The sequence below is a fragment of the Lysobacter defluvii IMMIB APB-9 = DSM 18482 genome (assembly GCF_000423325.1).
Lineage (GTDB): Bacteria > Pseudomonadota > Gammaproteobacteria > Xanthomonadales > Xanthomonadaceae > Novilysobacter > Novilysobacter defluvii.
In genome coordinates, this window is sequence record NZ_AUHT01000004.1 from 279,034 (window position 1) to 294,992 (window position 15,959).

Annotated in this window: 14 protein-coding genes; 7 read left to right on the forward strand and 7 right to left on the reverse strand. The window is 69.9% G+C overall.

Annotated elements, in window-relative coordinates:
* Positions 1–66 precede the first annotated feature (66 nt).
* Positions 67–1,923, forward strand: coding sequence for an ABC transporter ATP-binding protein (locus G545_RS0101435; protein WP_027068836.1), 1,857 nt, complete (start codon positions 67–69; stop codon positions 1,921–1,923).
* Here G545_RS0101435 and hflD read toward each other — a convergent pair.
* Genes hflD through G545_RS0101450 form a run of 3 tightly spaced genes read right to left on the reverse strand, consistent with a single transcriptional unit; the run spans position 1,920 to position 4,146 of the window.
* A complete protein-coding gene (hflD, locus tag G545_RS0101440; protein WP_052106516.1) occupies positions 1,920–2,552 on the reverse strand; it encodes a high frequency lysogenization protein HflD in 633 nt (210 codons plus the stop codon). The two genes, G545_RS0101435 and hflD, sit on opposite strands and share 4 nt — an antisense overlap.
* Entirely contained in the window at positions 2,549–3,673 is a 1,125-nt protein-coding gene (gene mnmA, locus G545_RS0101445) for a tRNA 2-thiouridine(34) synthase MnmA (RefSeq protein WP_027068838.1), read from the reverse strand. Before mnmA ends, hflD begins: the two co-directional genes overlap by 4 nt.
* Positions 3,670–4,146: an NUDIX hydrolase gene (locus tag G545_RS0101450; RefSeq protein WP_027068839.1), complete on the reverse strand. Its 477-nt coding sequence runs from the start codon at positions 4,144–4,146 to the stop codon at positions 3,670–3,672. Before G545_RS0101450 ends, mnmA begins: the two co-directional genes overlap by 4 nt.
* Positions 4,147–4,258: 112 nt before the next feature.
* Between G545_RS0101450 and clpS the strand changes: the two genes are divergently transcribed.
* On the forward strand, positions 4,259–4,594 hold the full coding sequence (clpS, locus tag G545_RS0101455) for an ATP-dependent Clp protease adapter ClpS (RefSeq protein WP_036135931.1): 336 nt from the start codon (positions 4,259–4,261) through the stop codon (positions 4,592–4,594).
* A gap of 139 nt (positions 4,595–4,733) precedes the next feature.
* The gene (gene clpA / locus G545_RS0101460) at positions 4,734–7,010 is read left to right on the forward strand and encodes an ATP-dependent Clp protease ATP-binding subunit ClpA (RefSeq protein ID WP_027068841.1); all 2,277 of its coding nucleotides are present in this window, start codon (positions 4,734–4,736) and stop codon (positions 7,008–7,010) included.
* A gap of 70 nt (positions 7,011–7,080) precedes the next feature.
* On the opposite strand, the gene infA is transcribed toward clpA, so the two are convergent.
* The 4 genes from infA to trxB all read right to left on the reverse strand — a co-directional run bounded on the left by infA (position 7,081) and on the right by trxB (position 10,240).
* Complete coding sequence (gene infA / locus G545_RS0101465; protein ID WP_027068842.1) at positions 7,081–7,299, reverse strand: translation initiation factor IF-1; 219 nt, start codon at positions 7,297–7,299, stop codon at positions 7,081–7,083.
* Between the two features lie 100 nt (positions 7,300–7,399).
* Positions 7,400–8,146, reverse strand: a complete 747-nt coding sequence (gene aat / locus G545_RS0101470; protein WP_027068843.1) for a leucyl/phenylalanyl-tRNA--protein transferase — start codon at positions 8,144–8,146, stop codon at positions 7,400–7,402.
* Positions 8,143–9,318 (reverse strand): GNAT family N-acetyltransferase, encoded by a 1,176-nt coding sequence (locus G545_RS0101475; RefSeq protein ID WP_052106517.1) that lies wholly within the window; start codon positions 9,316–9,318, stop codon positions 8,143–8,145. The genes aat and G545_RS0101475 overlap by 4 nt, the downstream gene beginning before the upstream one ends.
* Positions 9,287–10,240: a thioredoxin-disulfide reductase gene (gene trxB / locus G545_RS0101480; protein WP_027068845.1), complete on the reverse strand. Its 954-nt coding sequence runs from the start codon at positions 10,238–10,240 to the stop codon at positions 9,287–9,289. Before trxB ends, G545_RS0101475 begins: the two co-directional genes overlap by 32 nt.
* A gap of 235 nt (positions 10,241–10,475) precedes the next feature.
* Between trxB and G545_RS0101485 the strand changes: the two genes are divergently transcribed.
* The 4 genes from G545_RS0101485 to G545_RS0101500 all read left to right on the forward strand — a co-directional run bounded on the left by G545_RS0101485 (position 10,476) and on the right by G545_RS0101500 (position 15,872).
* Entirely contained in the window at positions 10,476–12,836 is a 2,361-nt protein-coding gene (locus G545_RS0101485; protein ID WP_027068846.1) for a DNA translocase FtsK, read from the forward strand.
* A gap of 119 nt (positions 12,837–12,955) precedes the next feature.
* Complete coding sequence (gene lolA / locus G545_RS0101490; protein ID WP_052106518.1) at positions 12,956–13,594, forward strand: outer membrane lipoprotein chaperone LolA; 639 nt, start codon at positions 12,956–12,958, stop codon at positions 13,592–13,594.
* A gap of 117 nt (positions 13,595–13,711) precedes the next feature.
* Positions 13,712–14,452, forward strand: a complete 741-nt coding sequence (locus G545_RS0101495) for a hypothetical protein (protein ID WP_027068848.1) — start codon at positions 13,712–13,714, stop codon at positions 14,450–14,452.
* 139 nt (positions 14,453–14,591) lie between these two features.
* Complete coding sequence (locus tag G545_RS0101500) at positions 14,592–15,872, forward strand: replication-associated recombination protein A (RefSeq protein ID WP_407059615.1); 1,281 nt, start codon at positions 14,592–14,594, stop codon at positions 15,870–15,872.
* The last annotated feature ends 87 nt before the right edge of the window (positions 15,873–15,959 follow it).

A 15,959-nucleotide genomic window follows, 5' to 3' on the forward strand; every position in this document is an offset into this window, starting at 1 on the left:
CGGCCCACTGGACCGCGGACGGCGCTGGCACAATGGCCGGCCGCTCCCGCCTGGATACCCGGACCCATGTTTCGCTGGTTCGAACGCCGCCTCGACCCCTTTCCGCCGGAGCCGCCCCGGCAGCCTCCGCGCGGGTTGTGGGCGTTCTGCCGCCACTACACCCGCGGCAGCTGGAAGTGGCTGGGCTGGATGGCGCTGCTCACCACGGCGATCGCGGTGGCCGAGGTTTCCCTGTACGCCTACGTGGGCGCGCTGGTCGATCGCCTGGGCGAGGCGCACCCGGCGTCCTTCCTCGCCGCCGAGGGCACGCAGCTGGCCTGGATGGCGGTGCTGGTCCTGCTGGTGCTGCCCGCCCTGGTGCTGTTCAACTCGCTGCTGATGCACCAGACCCTGCTCGGCAACTACCCGATGCGGATCCGCTGGAACGTCCACCGCTACCTGCTGCGGCAGTCGATGGGCTACTTCCAGGACGAGTTCGCCGGCCGCATCGCGACCAAGCTGATGCAGACCTCGTTGGCGGTGCGCGAGACCGTCATCAAGCTGCTCGACGTCGGCAACTACGTGCTGGTGTACTTCTTCGGCGCGGTGGTGGTGGTCGCCGCGTCCGCCGACTGGCGGCTGATGTTGCCGTTCCTGGGGTGGCTGGCGGGCTACTCGCTGCTGATGTGGCACTTCATCCCGCGCCTGCAGCGCGTCGCCCAGGAACAGGCCGACGCGCGCTCGACCATGACCGGGCGGATCGTCGACAGCTACACCAACATCGCCACGGTCAAGCTGTTCTCCCACTCCAGCCGCGAGCAGGCCTACGCCCGCGAAGCGATGGAGGGGTTCCTCGGCACGGTGCACCGGCAGATGCGGCTGGTGACCTGGGTCAATGTCCTCAACTACGCGCTCAACATGCTGCTGCTGGCCGGGCTGGCGGCGCTCGGCCTGTGGCTGTGGTTGGACGGCCTGGCCAGCACCGGCGCGGTCGCCGTGGCGCTCGCCTTCGCGCTGCGCCTGCTGGGCATGTCGCAATGGATCATGTGGGAGCTGGCCACCCTGTTCGAGAACGTCGGCACGGTGCAGGACGGCATCAACTCGATCTCGCTGCCGCCCACCGTCGACGATGCGCCCGGCGCGCCGGAACTGCCGCGGGTGCGCGGGGAGATCCGGTTCGAGGGCGTGAGCTTCCATTACGGCCGCGGCAGCGGAGTCATCGACGGCCTCGACCTGCACATCCGGCCGGGCGAGAAGATCGGCCTGGTGGGACCGTCCGGCGCCGGCAAGTCGACGCTGGTGAACCTGCTGCTGCGCTTCCACGACGTGGAGAACGGCCGGATCACCATCGACGGCATCGACATCGCCAGCGTGCAGCAGGATTCACTGCGGGCACAGATCGGCATGGTCACACAGGACACCTCGCTGCTGCACCGCTCGGTGCGCGAGAACCTGCTGTACGGCCGCCCCGATGCGGACGAGGCGCAGATGCTGGAGGCCGCGGCGCAGGCGAGGGCGGACGGCTTCATCGCCGGCCTGGACGACGCACATGGCCGGCACGGCTACGACACCCACGTCGGCGAACGCGGGGTCAAGCTCTCCGGCGGGCAGCGCCAGCGCATCGCCATCGCCCGGGTGCTGCTCAAGGACGCCCCGATCCTGGTGCTGGACGAGGCCACGTCGGCGCTGGACTCGGAGGTCGAGGCCGTCATCCAGGAGAACCTCGCCCGCCTGATGGAGGGCAAGACGGTGATCGCGATCGCCCATCGCCTCTCCACGATCGCGGCGATGGACCGGCTGGTGGTCATGGACCAGGGGCGGATCGTGGAGCAGGGCACGCACGCGGAACTGGTCGCCGCCGGCGGGATCTATGCGCGCCTGTGGCGGCACCAGTCCGGCGGGTTCATCGCCGGCGCAGAGGACGCAAGCGGGGCCCCGGCCTAGAGCAGGGCCTCGATCGCCGCGGCCATCTGCTTCCTGCGAAGGAAGAAGTCCAGCATGGTGCCGCCCATCTGGCGCCACAGGGTCGCCGAGCGGACCGCCGCCAGCAGCACGGCGCGCACCTCCGCGACCACCGCCGGCTGCGCCAGGTAGTGCGGGTTGCCCTGGACCAGGATGCGCGGGCGCAGGCTGCTGAGGGTGTCGGAGTACAGCGCGCCCATCGCCGCGAGCACGTCGGGGTGCGAGCTGCCATCGCGCTCGGCCGCCGCGGCACAGCCGCGGATGCCGGCCTGGACCCTGGCGACGACCTGCGGCTCGCCGCTGAAGCGCCGCTCCAGCTGCATCACCGACAGGGCCAGCTTCGGCAGCTGCTCGTCGCGTGCATTGCCGCCGCCGAAGTAGTCGCGCAGCAGGCGGAGCCCCGGGCGGAGCGCCTGCACTCCGCCGTACACCGCAGCGGCGGACTCGGCATCGATCCGGAACACCGAGTCCATCGCCGTCGCCAGCACGGACTCCTCGGCCTGGCCGGTATCGGCGACCCGGCGGACCTGCGCCAGCGCCTGCACCAGCCCGGCCAGGGCCAGGGCGCGCGCGGTGATGGGATCGTCGGAGGGGGTTTCTGCAGGGCTCATTCGGTACTCGTGTCCAGGCGTCGTTCGAGCGGGGCGTCGGTGGTGGCGATCACCGCGCCGCCAAGGCATTCCTCGCCGTCGTAGAGCACCACCGACTGTCCTGGGGTGACGGCGCGCTGCGGTGCATCGAACCGTACCCGCAGCCCGCCATCATCGTCGATCCGGACCGAACATGCCTGGTCCGGCTGCCGATAGCGGGTCTGCGCGGTGCAGCGGAACTCGCGCGCGGGCGGCGCTCCGGCCACCCAGTGCGCCGGCTCCGAGGCCAGGGTGGTCGACTGGAGCCATGGCGAGTCGTGGCCCTGGTCCACGTAGAGCACGTTGTCGCGCACGTCCTTGCCAACCACGTACCAGGGTTCCGGCCCGAAGCCGCGGCGGCCACCGATGTCGAGTCCGCCGCGCTGGCCGAGGGTGAAGTGGAACACGCCGGGGTGCTCGCCCAGGGCTGCGCCGCCGGGGGTACGGATTTCGCCGGGACGGGCGGGCAGGTAGCGGCCGAGGAAGTCGCGGAAGTCACGCTCGCCGATGAAGCAGATCCCGGTGGAATCCTTCTTGGCCGCCGTGGGCAACCCGGCCTCGCGGGCAATGGCGCGCACCTCGTCCTTGCGCAGCCCGCCGAGCGGGAACCGGGTCACCGACAGTTGCTCCTGCCCGAGCTGGTGCAGGAAGTAGCTCTGGTCCTTGGACCGGTCCACGGCGCGCAGCAGGCGGTGGCGCCCGCCTGCGTGCTCCACCCGCGCGTAATGCCCGGTTGCGATTGCGCCGGCGCCCAGCGCCCGCGCCGCATGCAGGAAGTGGCGGAACTTGATCTCGCGGTTGCAGAGCACGTCGGGGTTGGGCGTGCGGCCCGATGCGTACTCCGCCAGGAAATGCTCGAACACGCCGTCCCAGTACTCGCGCGAGAAATCGCGGAAGTGCAGGCGCAGGCCGAGCATGCCGCAGACCGCGACGGCGTCGCGCCGGTCGTCCTCGGCGCGGCAGTCGCCGCTGCCGTCGTCGGCCCAGTTCTGCATGAACAGCCCGTCGACCGGCTCGCCGGCCTGCTTGAGCAGCAGGGCGGCCACGGAAGAGTCCACGCCGCCGGAGACCCCGACGACGATGGAGGGCGCCGGCGTGCTCACGGCACCTGCCGCAGCAGGTCCAGCGGCTGCCTGCGTCCGGCGAGGTAATCGGCGACCGTTTCCCACACCAGCGGGCTGCGGTGCTGCGACGCGCGCGCCTGCAGTTCCTCCGGGGCGAGCCACAGCGCCCGCACGATGCCTTCGTCAAGCGGGCGGCCGGGGTGGTGGGCGACCGGCTCGCCGGCGAAGGCGAAGCGCAGGTAGTGGCGGGCAGGGCGTGCGGCGGTCGCCTCCGAGGTCCACTGGTAGGCGCCGAGGAACGCGGTCAGGCGGATGTCCCAGCCGGACTCTTCCAGCGCCTCGCGAACGGCGGCCTGGAACAGGCTTTCATCGGGCTCGAGGTGGCCGGCCGGCTGGTTGAGCACCAGCCTTCCGTGCGCCTTCTCTTCGACCATCAGCAGGCGGCCGTCGCGCTCCACCACGGTGGCCACGGTCACGTCCGGCTGCCAGAACCGGCCCTGGCGGTAGCTCACGTCTGGGATTCCTCGCCGGCACGATCGGCAAACGGGCATTTTGCCGCCCCGGGGGCTCCGCCGTCCATCCGCGGGGCGGCGCCCCCGGGGCGCGGCGCCTATAATCGGACCCATGCCGAACCAGCCGCACGATCCCCAGCACGACCACGACCACGGCCATGGCGTCGCGGTCGAGGTCACCCGGCCGAAGCTGCAGCCTCCGCCGATGTACTCGGTGATCCTGCTCAACGACGACTACACCCCGATGGACTTCGTGGTCGAGGTGCTGATGCGCTTCTTCCCCATGACCGCGGAGAAGGCGACCCAGATCATGCTCCACGTGCATACCCGCGGCCGCGCCGTTTGCGGGGTATTCACGCGTGAAGTGGCCGAATCGAAGGTAGCGCAGGTGAACGAGTTTTCCCGCATCAACCAGCATCCATTGCTGTGCACCATGGAGAGGGCCTGACCCCGGACCGGAAGCCGCCCCCTGTGTCAGGACCTTGAACCGGACCCCAACGGGCCCGGGGTCCGGGATGCCAGGGATGGAGAAGCGCACCCGGCACCCCCACATCGGGGAAAGTAGTTTTTCGGAGGCATCCAACTCCATGTTCAGCAAGGATCTCGAATTCAGCATCGGCCAGTGCTACAAGCGGGCCCGCGAGGCGCGCCATGAGTACATGACGGTCGAGCACCTGTTGCTGGCGCTGCTGGAGAACCCCTCCGCCGAGGGGGTACTCAAGGCATGCGGCGCCGACTTCCCGCGCCTGCGTGGCGACCTGGAGCAGGCAGTGGCCACCTCGGTCTCGGTCCTGCCCGACGAGGTCGACCGCGACACCCAGCCCACCCTGGGCTTCCAGCGCGTGCTCCAGCGCGCCGTCTACCACGTGCAGTCCTCCGGCAAGAAGGAGGTCACCGGCGCCAACGTGCTGGTGGCGATCTTCGGCGAGAAGGACTCGCACGCGGTGTACTTCCTCAACCAGCAGGACATCGCCCGGCTGGACGTCGTCAACTACCTGTCGCACGGCATCGCCCGCCACGGCGAGTCGGGCGACCCGCCTGCGGAAGGCGAGGCCCAGGCCAGCGAGGGCGGGGCGGAGGGCAAGTCCGACCCGCTGACCGAGTTCTCGGTCAACCTCAACGAGCGTGCGAAGGAGGGGAAGATCGACCCCCTGGTCGGGCGCGGCGACGAGGTCGAGCGCACCATCCAGGTGCTCTGCCGCCGGCGCAAGAACAACCCGCTCTACGTCGGCGACGCCGGCGTGGGCAAGACCGCGATCGCCGAGGGCCTGGCCAAGCGTATCGTCGACGGCGAGGTGCCCGAGGTCTTGGCGGACACCACCATCTATGCGCTCGACCTGGGCGCGCTGGTGGCCGGGACCAAGTACCGCGGCGACTTCGAGAAGCGCCTGAAGGGCGTGCTCGCCCAGCTCAAGAAGGTCGAGGGCGCGGTGCTGTTCATCGACGAGATCCACACCATCATCGGTGCGGGCTCGGCGTCGGGCGGCACCATGGACGCCTCCAACCTGCTCAAGCCGGCGCTGTCCTCCGGCGAGCTGCGCTGCATCGGCTCGACCACGTTCCAGGAATACCGCGGCATCTTCGAGAAGGACCGCGCGCTGGCGCGCCGCTTCCAGAAGATCGACATCGTCGAGCCGACCGTCTCCGAGGCGGTGGACATCCTGCGCGGACTGAAGGGCAAGTACGAGTCCCACCACAACGTCCAGTACGACGACGAGGCCCTGCGGGCCGCCGTGGACCTGTCGGTCAAGCACATCGCCGAGCGGCTGCTGCCGGACAAGGCCATCGACGTGATCGACGAGGCCGGCGCCCGCCAGCGCCTGCTGCCGGAGGGGCAGCGCAAGGAGCGGATCGACGTGGAGGAAATCGAGCAGGTCGTCGCCCGCATGGCGCGGATCCCGGCCAAGCAGGTCTCGGCCAGCGACAAGGACGTGCTGCGCAACCTGGAGCGCAACCTCAAGATGGTCATCTTCGGGCAGGACCCGGCGATCGAGCAGCTGGCTTCGGCCATCAAGCTCTCGCGCTCGGGCCTGGGAAACCCGGACAAGCCGATCGGCAACTTCCTGTTCGCCGGCCCCACCGGCGTCGGCAAGACCGAGGTCACCCGCCAGCTCGCGCTGCAGCTGGGCATCGAGCTGGTGCGCTTCGACATGTCCGAGTACATGGAGCCGCACTCGGTGTCGCGCCTGATCGGTGCGCCCCCGGGCTACGTCGGCTTCGACCAGGGCGGCCTGCTGACCGAGAAGATCGTCAAGACCCCGCACTGCGTGCTGCTGCTGGACGAGGTCGAGAAGGCGCACCCGGACATCTTCAACATCCTGCTGCAGGTGATGGACCGCGGCACGCTGACCGACACCAACGGCCGGGAAGCGAACTTCCGCAACGTGATCCTGGTGATGACCACCAACGCCGGGGCGACGCTCGCCTCGCGCCGGTCGATCGGGTTCACGAAGCAGGACCACAGCACGGACGCCATGGAGGCGATCCGCAAGGGCTTCACCCCGGAGTTCCGCAACCGCCTGGACGCGGTGGTGCAGTTCCAGCCGCTGGGCTTCGACCACATCCTGCGCGTCGTCGACAAGTTCCTGATCGAGCTGGAAACGCAGCTGCAGGACAAGGAGGTGGTGCTGTCGGCGACCGCCGAGGCGCGCGAATGGCTGGCGCGCAACGGCTTCGACCCGCAGATGGGCGCCCGCCCGATGGCCCGCGTGATCCAGGAGAAGATCAAGCGCCCGCTGGCGGACGAAGTGCTGTTCGGCAAGCTGATGGACGGCGGCCGGGTCACCGTGGACGTGCGCGACGACGAGCTGGTCATCGAGACCGAGGGCACGACCCGCGAACCGGAGACCGCGACCGTCGGGTAGCCCGCGCAGCAGGCCCGGAAACGAAGAAAGGCAGCCAATGGCTGCCTTTCTTTTCAACTACTTGCCGGAATCACTTCATCCGGTAGGTGATCCGCCCCTTGGTCAGGTCGTAGGGAGTCATCTCTACCTTGACCCGGTCCCCGGTGAGGATGCGGATGTAGTGCTTGCGCATGCGCCCGGAAATATGGGCGATGATCTCGTGCCCGTTCTCGAGGCGCACGCGGAACATGGTGTTCGGAAGGGTTTCCGAAACCGTGCCCTCGAATTCGATCACGTCGTCTTTTGCCATGTGTACCCTGGTTCTCTGTGGCGACGGGAAACGCCGCCGGGAAAGCGGCCAAGTGTGCCACGTCCGGCGGTAACAGGCAAAGCCCGCGCCCCCGGGCCGTTCAGCCGGTCGCGGAGGCCAGTGCCTGCGCCGGGACCTGCCCGAAGCGCTCGGTCCAGCGGCCGCGCTCTTCCGGCACCGCCACCAGTTCCCGCACCATCGACAGGAACCGATCCCGGGGCATCGAAACGGCGCCGAGGCTGTCCAGGTGCGCGTTGGGGACCTGGGCGTCAATCAGTGGCCAGCCCCAGCGCTGGAGTTGCAGTGCCAGCGCGCCCAGCGCGGCCTTGGAGCCACCCGACGCCAGGCTCACCATGCTCTCGCCGAAGAACATCCGGCCCAGGGCGACACCGTAGATGCCGCCCACCAGCGCGCCCGACGGGTCGCGGACCTCGACCGAGTGCGCGTGGCCGAGCCGGTGCAGGCGGCGGTAGGCGGCCAGCATCTCTTCCGTGATCCAGGTGCCGTCCTGCCCGGGGCGCGGCGCGGTGGCGCAGGCCTCGATCACCTCGTCGAAGGCGGTGTCCGCCGTTGCGGTCCAGCCGGAGCGCCGCAATCGCCGGCGGAAACGCGAAGACAGCCGGACCGCGCCGGTCCGGAACACGGTCCTCGGGTCCGGCGCCCACCACAGCAGCGGCTGGCCCTCCGAGTACCAGGGAAAGATGCCGTTCGCGTACGCATTGAGCAGCCGTGCCGGCTCCAGGCAGCCGCCGAAGGCGAGCAGCCCATCGGGCTCCCGGAGCGCGAGGCCCGGGTCCGGGAACGGGGCGGACGGATCGGCCCCGAGGCGCGGCAGCCGGAAGTTCATGCGTCGTCCCCGTGGCGCGCCAGGCTGCCGTGCCGGTAGGGGGATCGCGCGAGCAGGACCCGCTCCAGTTCCTCCACCCCGGCGGCCTCGCGCCTGCACCACTGGCCGATCGCGCCGTCGAAGGGCGGTGCCGCGATCCAGTGGTGGCTGTGCACGCGCTCGGGCAGGAAGCCGCGGGCGATCTTGTGCTCGCCCTGCGCCCCGGGCTCGAACCGCGCCAGCCCGTGCCGCAGGCAATACTCGATGCCCTGGTAGTAGCAGGTCTCGAAGTGCAACCCGGGCAGGTCGACGGCGCTGCCCCAGTAGCGCCCGTACAGGGCATCGCTGCCGCGCAGGCACAGGGCTCCGGCGACCGGCTCGCCCCCGTGCTCGGCCAGGATCAGCACCAGCGAGCGCGGGGCCTCGCTGGCGAGGTGCCGGAGGAACGCCAGCGTCAGCGCCGGATGGTTGCCGTACTCGGCGAAGGTCTGCAGGTAGAAGCCGTGCATGGCGGAGAGGTCCTCCCGGCTGGCCTCGTCGCCGTGCACCACCCGGAACCGGATGCCGGCCCGCTCGACCTTCGCGCGCTCCTGGCGGATGTTCTTGCGCGCCCGGTTGCCCAGCGCGCCGAGGAACTCCTCGAAGCTCGTCCATCCATCGGCGTTGCGCCAGTGGTACTGCAGGTCCAGGCGGTGGTGCCAGCCCTCGCCGAACGCGCCGGACTCATCGTCCCCGTGGAAGTTCACGTGGCCCGAGGACAGGCCTCCGGTTTCGCACAGGTCCTCGATCGCCCGTACGAGGGCAACACGCGCCTGGGGATCCGCCGCGAGCAGCCGCGGTCCGGTGACGGGAGAGTAGGGCACCGCACCGAGCCACTTCGGGAAGTACTCCACGCCCGCGCGGGCGTAGGCGTGCGCCCAGGCGTGGTCGAACACGAACTCGCCGTGCGAGTTGTGCTTGAGGTAGCCGGGCGCCGCCGCGACGAGCCGCGCGCCTTCCCACAGGGTCACGTGCCACGGACGCCAGCCCCATTCGGGGCGGAGGCTGCCGCTTGCCTCCAGGCCGGACAGGAAGGCATGGCCGACGAAGGGGTTGCCCCCGTCGTGCAGCCGGTCCCAGTCCGCCGGATCGATCGTCCGCAGGTCGTGGACGATCCGCGGCTCAGCTCTCGAGGTCGAGGAACTTCTCCGCATCCAGCGCCGCCATGCAGCCGAAGCCGGCCGAAGTGATCGCCTGGCGGTAGACCTGGTCGGCCACGTCGCCGGCCGCGAACACGCCCGGCACCGAGGTCTGGGTCGCACCGCCCTCCAGCCCGGAGCGGATCTGGATGTACCCGCCGTTCATCTCCAGCTGGCCCTCGAACAGCGAGGTGTTGGGCGTGTGGCCGATGGCCACGAAGAAGCCGTTGACCGCGATGTCGCGGCTGCTGCCGTCCTGCGTGGAGCGCAGGCGCATGCCGTTTACGCCGTCGTCGTCGCCCAGCACCTCGTCGACCACGTGGTTCCAGACCGGCTCGATCGTCCCGGCCTCGACCTTGGCGAACAGCTTGTCCTGCAGGATCTTCTCCGCGCGCAGGGTGTCGCGGCGGTGGACCAGGTAGACCTTGCGGGCGAGGTTGGAGAGGTAGAGCGCCTCCTCGACGGCGGTATTGCCGCCGCCGATCACCGCGACCTCCTGGTCCTTGTAGAAGAAGCCGTCGCAGGTGGCGCAGGCGGACACGCCCTTGCCCATGAACTTCTGCTCCGACTCCAGCCCCAGGTACTTGGCGCTGGCGCCGGTGGCGATGATCAGCGCGTCGCAGGTGTACTCGCCGCTGTCACCGGTGAGGCGGAACGGGCGCTTGGACAGGTCGGCGGTGTGGATGTGGTCGAAGACCACCTCGGTGTCGAAGCGCTCCGCGTGCGCCTGCATCCGCGCCATCAGGTCCGGGCCCATCAGGCCGTGGGCGTCGCCGGGCCAGTTGTCGACCTCGGTGGTGGTCATCAGCTGGCCGCCCATCTGCAGGCCGGTGATGACCAGTGGCTTGAGGTTGGCGCGGGCGGCGTAGACGGCCGAGGTCCAGCCGGCGGGGCCGGAACCGAGGATGATCACGCGGGAGTGCTTGTTCGGGGTCATTGCTATGATTCGGACTCGTGGAGCGCCGCCACCGGCGGCAGGGGTCGCCGCGGCGACCTTCGGATGCGCCATAGCTTGGGGTCCGTACCGGACAGGCACAAGGACGGGGCGGCGGACGCTGAGTTCCGTTGCACCCCACGCGCGCGTTTGCCGGATGCGGGCGCTGCGCGTGCGCAGGCGCGGGATTCTCCGTATATTCAACAGCTAACGCTCATCGGCTAAGGCAGTACATCAAGTGGCGCAAGCCCCGACCGCCTCCCGCAGGAAGAAGACCGCAGGCACCGGCGGGGGCACCACGCCCCGTCGGCAGCGGCTGCTGCGCGACATCGCGCTGATCCTGATCGCCCCCTTCCTGCTCTACCTGCTGGTGAGCCTGGCGACCTATTCGCCGGCGGATCCGGGCTGGTCGCAATCGGGGAGCGTGGCCACGCCGCTGCAGAACCGGGGAGGTCCGGTCGGCGCCTGGCTGGCGGACGTGTTGCTGCATCTTTTCGGCTTCGTCGCGTTCGTGTTGCCACTGGTGCTGGGGGCAATTGCCTGGATTGCGCTGTTCCGCATGGATCCGGAGCGCGGGGGAGAGGAAGGACAATTCGGTCCTGCGCTGCGCCTGGTGGGGCTTGTCGGCTTTGTGGTTTCGTCGACGGGCTTGCTGCAGCTGCGGATTGGAGCGGTAGAAGGCCTGCGCGGCGGCGGCGGCGGCGTTCTCGGGTACCAGGTGGGGAACGCACTGCACGGAGCTTTCGGCCCCGTGGGCGGCAACCTCTTCCTTCTCGCCCTGCTGCTCGCCTCGGTCACCCTGGCCACAGGCATCTCCTGGTTCACGGTGATGGACCGGATCGGCCAGTGGGTGCTCTCGCTTGGCCCGGTGCTGGAGAAGCTACTGCGGCGTGGCAGCCGCGAGGCGAGCCAGTGGAAGCAGACCCGCGCCATGCGCGAGCAGCGCGAGGAAGTGCGCAAGGTCGACAGCGAGCTGCGCGCCACGCGCGCGCCGGTCCGCATCGAGCCGCCGGCCGCGCCCACGGTCGAGAAGAGCGACCGGGCGAAGCGCGAGCAGCAGATCCCCCTGTTCAACGTCGGCGACGGCAGCGGCATTCCACCGCTGGCCATGCTGGACGAGCCCAAGGCGCAGCCCCAGGGCTACAGCCAGGAAACGCTGGAGACGCTGTCGCGGCAGATCGAGTTCAAGCTGCGCGACTTCCGCATCGAGGCGAACGTCGTCGGCGCCTACCCGGGCCCGGTGATCACCCGGTTCGAGATCGAACCCGCGCCCGGCGTGAAGGTCAGCCAGATCAGCTCGCTGGACAAGGACATCGCCCGCGGCCTGAGCGTGAAATCGGTGCGCGTGGTCGACGTGATCCCGGGCAAGTCGGTGATCGGCCTGGAGATCCCCAATACCCAGCGCGAGATGATCTACCTGTCCGAGCTGCTGCGCTCGCGCGAGTACGACAAGGCCGCCAGCCCGCTCACGCTGGCGCTGGGCAAGGACATCGGCGGGCGCCCGACCGTGGCCGACCTGGCACGGATGCCGCACCTGCTGGTGGCCGGCACCACCGGCTCGGGCAAGTCGGTGGCGGTCAACGCCATGGTCCTGAGCCTGCTGTACAAGGCGTCCGCCAAGGACGTGCGGATGCTGATGATCGACCCGAAGATGCTCGAGCTGAGCGTCTACGAGGGCATCCCGCACCTGCTGGCTCCGGTGGTCACCGACATGAAGGAGGCGGCCAACGGCCTGCGCTGGTGCGTGGCGGAGATGGAGCGCCGCTACAAGCTGATGAGCGCGGTCGGGGTCCGCAACCTGTCGGGCTTCAACAAGAAGGTGAAGGAGGCGATCGACGGCGGCCAGCCGCTCACCGACCCGCTGTTCAAGCCCAACCCCGAGGTGGAGGAGGCCCCGCCGACGCTGGAGCCGCTGCCGCACATCGTCGTGATCATCGACGAGTTCGCCGACATGATGATGATCGTCGGCAAGAAGGTGGAGGAGCTGATCGCCCGCCTTGCGCAGAAGGCCCGCGCCGCCGGCATCCACCTGATCCTGGCCACCCAGCGCCCGTCGGTGGACGTGATCACCGGCCTGATCAAGGCCAACATCCCCACCCGGATCGCGTTCCAGGTCTCCAGCAAGATCGACTCGCGCACCATCCTCGACCAGTCGGGGGCCGAGACGCTGCTGGGCCACGGCGACATGCTGTACCTGCCGCCCGGCACCGCCATGCCCGAGCGCGTGCATGGCGCCTTCGTGTCCGACGAGGAAGTGCACCGGGTGGTCGAGCACCTCAAGGAAGTCAGCGGCAAGCCCGACTACATCGAGGGCGTGCTGGAGGAAGTGCAGAGCATGGGCGACGGCGTGGTGGTCGGCGCCAACGGCCTGCCCGAGAGCAGCAGCGACGGCGACGAATCCGACCCGCTGTACGACGAGGCGGTGAGGGTGGTCACCGAGACCCGCAGGGCCTCGATCTCCGGCGTGCAGCGCAGGCTCAAGATCGGCTACAACCGCGCCGCCCGGCTGGTCGAGGCGATGGAGGCGGCGGGCGTGGTATCCGCGCCGGAGCACAACGGGGACCGCACCGTGCTGGCACCGCCGCCGCCGCGGGATTGAACGCTCGCAATCGGTTGACATGCCCGCGGGCAGGGTATGTGCGCCTGTTCAGGGCGACCACGACAGACTCGGCACATCGCCCGGCGCGCCCCGGGCAGACCTACCGGAGACCCGATCGCATGACATCCACCAAGTCCAATGCCCTGCGCTGGGGCACCGGCCTGCTGCTGGCCACCGCCGTTGCCGGCTCCGCCTTTGCCGGAGCGCGCGACAGCCTGGAAAGCTTCACCTCCGGCCTCAAGGGCCTGGACGGGGACTTCAGCCAGCAGGTCTACGACGCAAGGGGCCAGCTGCGCGAGACCTCCTCGGGCAGCGTGCAGCTGTCGGTCCCGAGCCTGTTCCGCTGGGAGTACACCGAGCCGTACCCGCAGCTGATCGTCGCCGACGGCAAGAACGTGTGGATCTACGAGCCCGACCTGGAGCAGGTCACCGTCCGTCCCCAGGGCGCCGAGGAGGCCAACAGCCCCCTGGCCGCGCTGGTCGACCCCCAGCAGCTCGACCGCCGCTACGAAGTGGTCGAGCAGGGCGAAGGCGAAGGGCTGGAATGGCTGCGGCTGACCCCGAAGGTGGAGGATGGCAGTTTCAGCAGCGCCCGCCTGGGCTTCCGCGGCGCGCAACTGGCGCGCATGGAGCTGGTGGACTCCATCGGGCAGCGGACGGTGATCACGTTCACGGACTGGACCCGGAATCCCGGCTTCGCCGCCGGCACCTTTACCTACACCCCGCCAGCCGGCGTCGACGTGCTGGGCGAACCCTGAACACGCCGCGGCAGCAAAACCGTTCAGTTTCAGTGACTTGGGCTCACGGGGCTTCCACGCCCCCACGGCCAGACTGATCACCCGGCGGCCCCCACGGCCACCAACAGGGGTGATCCGATGCACCAGCGACTCCAGGCCATTCCGCTCCTCGCCGCGCTCGCGATGGCCGGTGGATGGGCGGCCGGCAGCAACGCCGACGAGCCCGCACACGCCACGGCCCCCGTGAAGGCCGAGGTCGCGGCAGCCGCGACCGCCGGTCCGGAAGCGCGTGCCGAGGCGGCGCAGGCCGTGGATGGCGCGGTGGCGGCTTCGCTGATCGGCGCCATCGCCGCGCACTTCGGCGAGCAGGACGTCGGCGTGAAGCTGGACCGGATCGCACTGGAGCCGGCCAGCATCCGTGACCGCACCGTCACCGGGCAGGGCAGGGTCCGCATCGGCGACCGGAAGGAGTGGATCCCGTTCCGTTTCCACGCCCTGTACGACACACAGACCACCCAGGTGCTTTCCCCGCTGCTGGAGCTGGGCCCCGACCGGACCGACTTCGAGGCGGTGGCCGATGATTCCGACGTCGCCCGTGCGCTCGACACGCGGGTCGGGCAGGCGCTCGGCGCGGAGTTCCCCGCCCAGCCGGTGAAGTGGAATACCGACCACGTCCGCGTGGCACCGCTCGGTGACTCGCTGGTGCGCGTGCAGGCGCGCGGGACCGCGGATTTCGACGCCGAAGGCCTGACGGACGCCCGCGTCGACGCACTCTACGATCGCGCTACGGGGGAGTGGATCAGCCTCGAGTACGAACTCGGCGCCTCCGCCAATCTGGTGGAGGAGACCCCGGTGCCGGAGGCGGTGGCGACGCGCTGAACGCCGGGCGCGGCCTTGGTATCGTGGCGGGCCCCCGCCGCACCGTGGTCCACCTGACTTGAGCCGCAACCGTACGCCCCCCGGGACCCCCGGCCTGCTTGATCGCGAGGACGAGGCGCTCAAGCCGCTCGCCGAACGGATGCGCCCGCGCACCCTGGACGCGATGGTCGGGCAACAGCGCCTGCTGGCACCCGACTCGGCGCTGCGCCGGGCAGTGGAGTCCGGCCGCATCCACTCGATGATCCTCTGGGGCCCGCCAGGTTGCGGGAAGACGACCCTCGCCCTGCTTCTCGCCGGCTACGCAGACGCGGAGTTCCAGGCGATCTCCGCGGTGCTGTCGGGACTGCCGCAGGTCCGTGCCGTGCTGGACGAGGCGGCCCAGCGCTTTGCGGCAGGCCGGCGCACGGTCCTGTTCGTCGACGAGGTCCACCGCTTCAACAAGGTGCAGCAGGATGCGTTCCTGCCGCACATCGAGCGTGGGACGATCGTGTTCGTCGGCGCCACCACGGAGAACCCGTCCTTCGAACTCAACTCCGCGCTGCTCTCGCGCTGCCGTGTACACGTGATGGAGGCGGTATCCACCGACGACATCGCTACCGCGCTGCGCCGGGCACTGGACGACCCCGAGCGCGGCCTGGGCGGGATGGGATTGCAGGTGGAGGAGGGCCTGCTGCGGGAGATCGCCGGCGCGGCCGACGGCGACGTACGCCGCGCCCTGACCCTGCTCGAGATCGCTGCCGAGCTGGCCGCGGAGGAGGGCGGGGTGGTCACCGCCGACACCCTGGTGCAGGTGCTCGCCGACCGTACCCGGCGCTTCGACAAGGGCGGCGAACAGTTCTACGACCAGATCTCGGCCCTGCACAAGAGCGTGCGCAGCTCCAACCCCGATGCCGCCCTGTACTGGTTCGCCCGGATGATGGACGGCGGCTGCGACCCGTCCTACCTGGCGCGCCGCCTGACCCGCATGGCGACCGAGGACATCGGCCTGGCCGATCCGCGGGCGCAGACGATGGCACTCGAGGCCTGGGACACGTTCGAGCGGCTGGGGAGCCCGGAGGGCGAGCTGGCGCTGGCGCAGCTGGTGCTCTACCTGGCGAGCACGGCCAAGTCGAACGCCGCCTACGCCGCCTGGAATGCCGCCCGCCGCGACGTGCGCGAGCACGGTACCCAGGAAGTCCCGATGCACCTGCGGAACGCCCCGACGAAGCTCATGAAGCAGCTCGGCTACTCGAAGGGCTACCAGTACGACCACGACCGCGAGGGCGGGGTGGCCCTGGACCAGACCGGCTTCCCCGACGCGATGGGCGAACGGGTCTACTACGAGCCGGTGGAGCGGGGCATGGAGATCAAGCTCAAGCAGAAGCTCGACGCCCTGCGCGAAGCGCGCGCCCGCGCGCGCCGGGGCGGCCAACGGGACTGAGCGGCAGCCGCCCCGGAAAGGCCCGGGACTCCGGCGAAGAACAAAGAAAAAGCCCCGCCTGGTGGCGGGGCTTTTCCGTGTCGCGGG

Coding starts and splice junctions, on each gene's coding strand:
- infA (WP_027068842.1), bottom strand. CDS start 7,299: ATGGCAAAAGACGACGTGATCGAATTCGAGGGCACGGTTTCGGAAACC.
- clpA (WP_027068841.1), top strand. CDS start 4,734: ATGTTCAGCAAGGATCTCGAATTCAGCATCGGCCAGTGCTACAAGCGG.
- G545_RS0101500 (WP_407059615.1), top strand. CDS start 14,592: ATGCGCCCGCGCACCCTGGACGCGATGGTCGGGCAACAGCGCCTGCTG.
- aat (WP_027068843.1), bottom strand. CDS start 8,146: ATGAACTTCCGGCTGCCGCGCCTCGGGGCCGATCCGTCCGCCCCGTTC.
- G545_RS0101475 (WP_052106517.1), bottom strand. CDS start 9,318: ATGCGGAGAAGTTCCTCGACCTCGAGAGCTGAGCCGCGGATCGTCCAC.
- G545_RS0101435 (WP_027068836.1), top strand. CDS start 67: ATGTTTCGCTGGTTCGAACGCCGCCTCGACCCCTTTCCGCCGGAGCCG.
- hflD (WP_052106516.1), bottom strand. CDS start 2,552: ATGAGCCCTGCAGAAACCCCCTCCGACGATCCCATCACCGCGCGCGCC.
- clpS (WP_036135931.1), top strand. CDS start 4,259: ATGCCGAACCAGCCGCACGATCCCCAGCACGACCACGACCACGGCCAT.
- G545_RS0101495 (WP_027068848.1), top strand. CDS start 13,712: ATGCACCAGCGACTCCAGGCCATTCCGCTCCTCGCCGCGCTCGCGATG.
- trxB (WP_027068845.1), bottom strand. CDS start 10,240: ATGACCCCGAACAAGCACTCCCGCGTGATCATCCTCGGTTCCGGCCCC.
- lolA (WP_052106518.1), top strand. CDS start 12,956: ATGACATCCACCAAGTCCAATGCCCTGCGCTGGGGCACCGGCCTGCTG.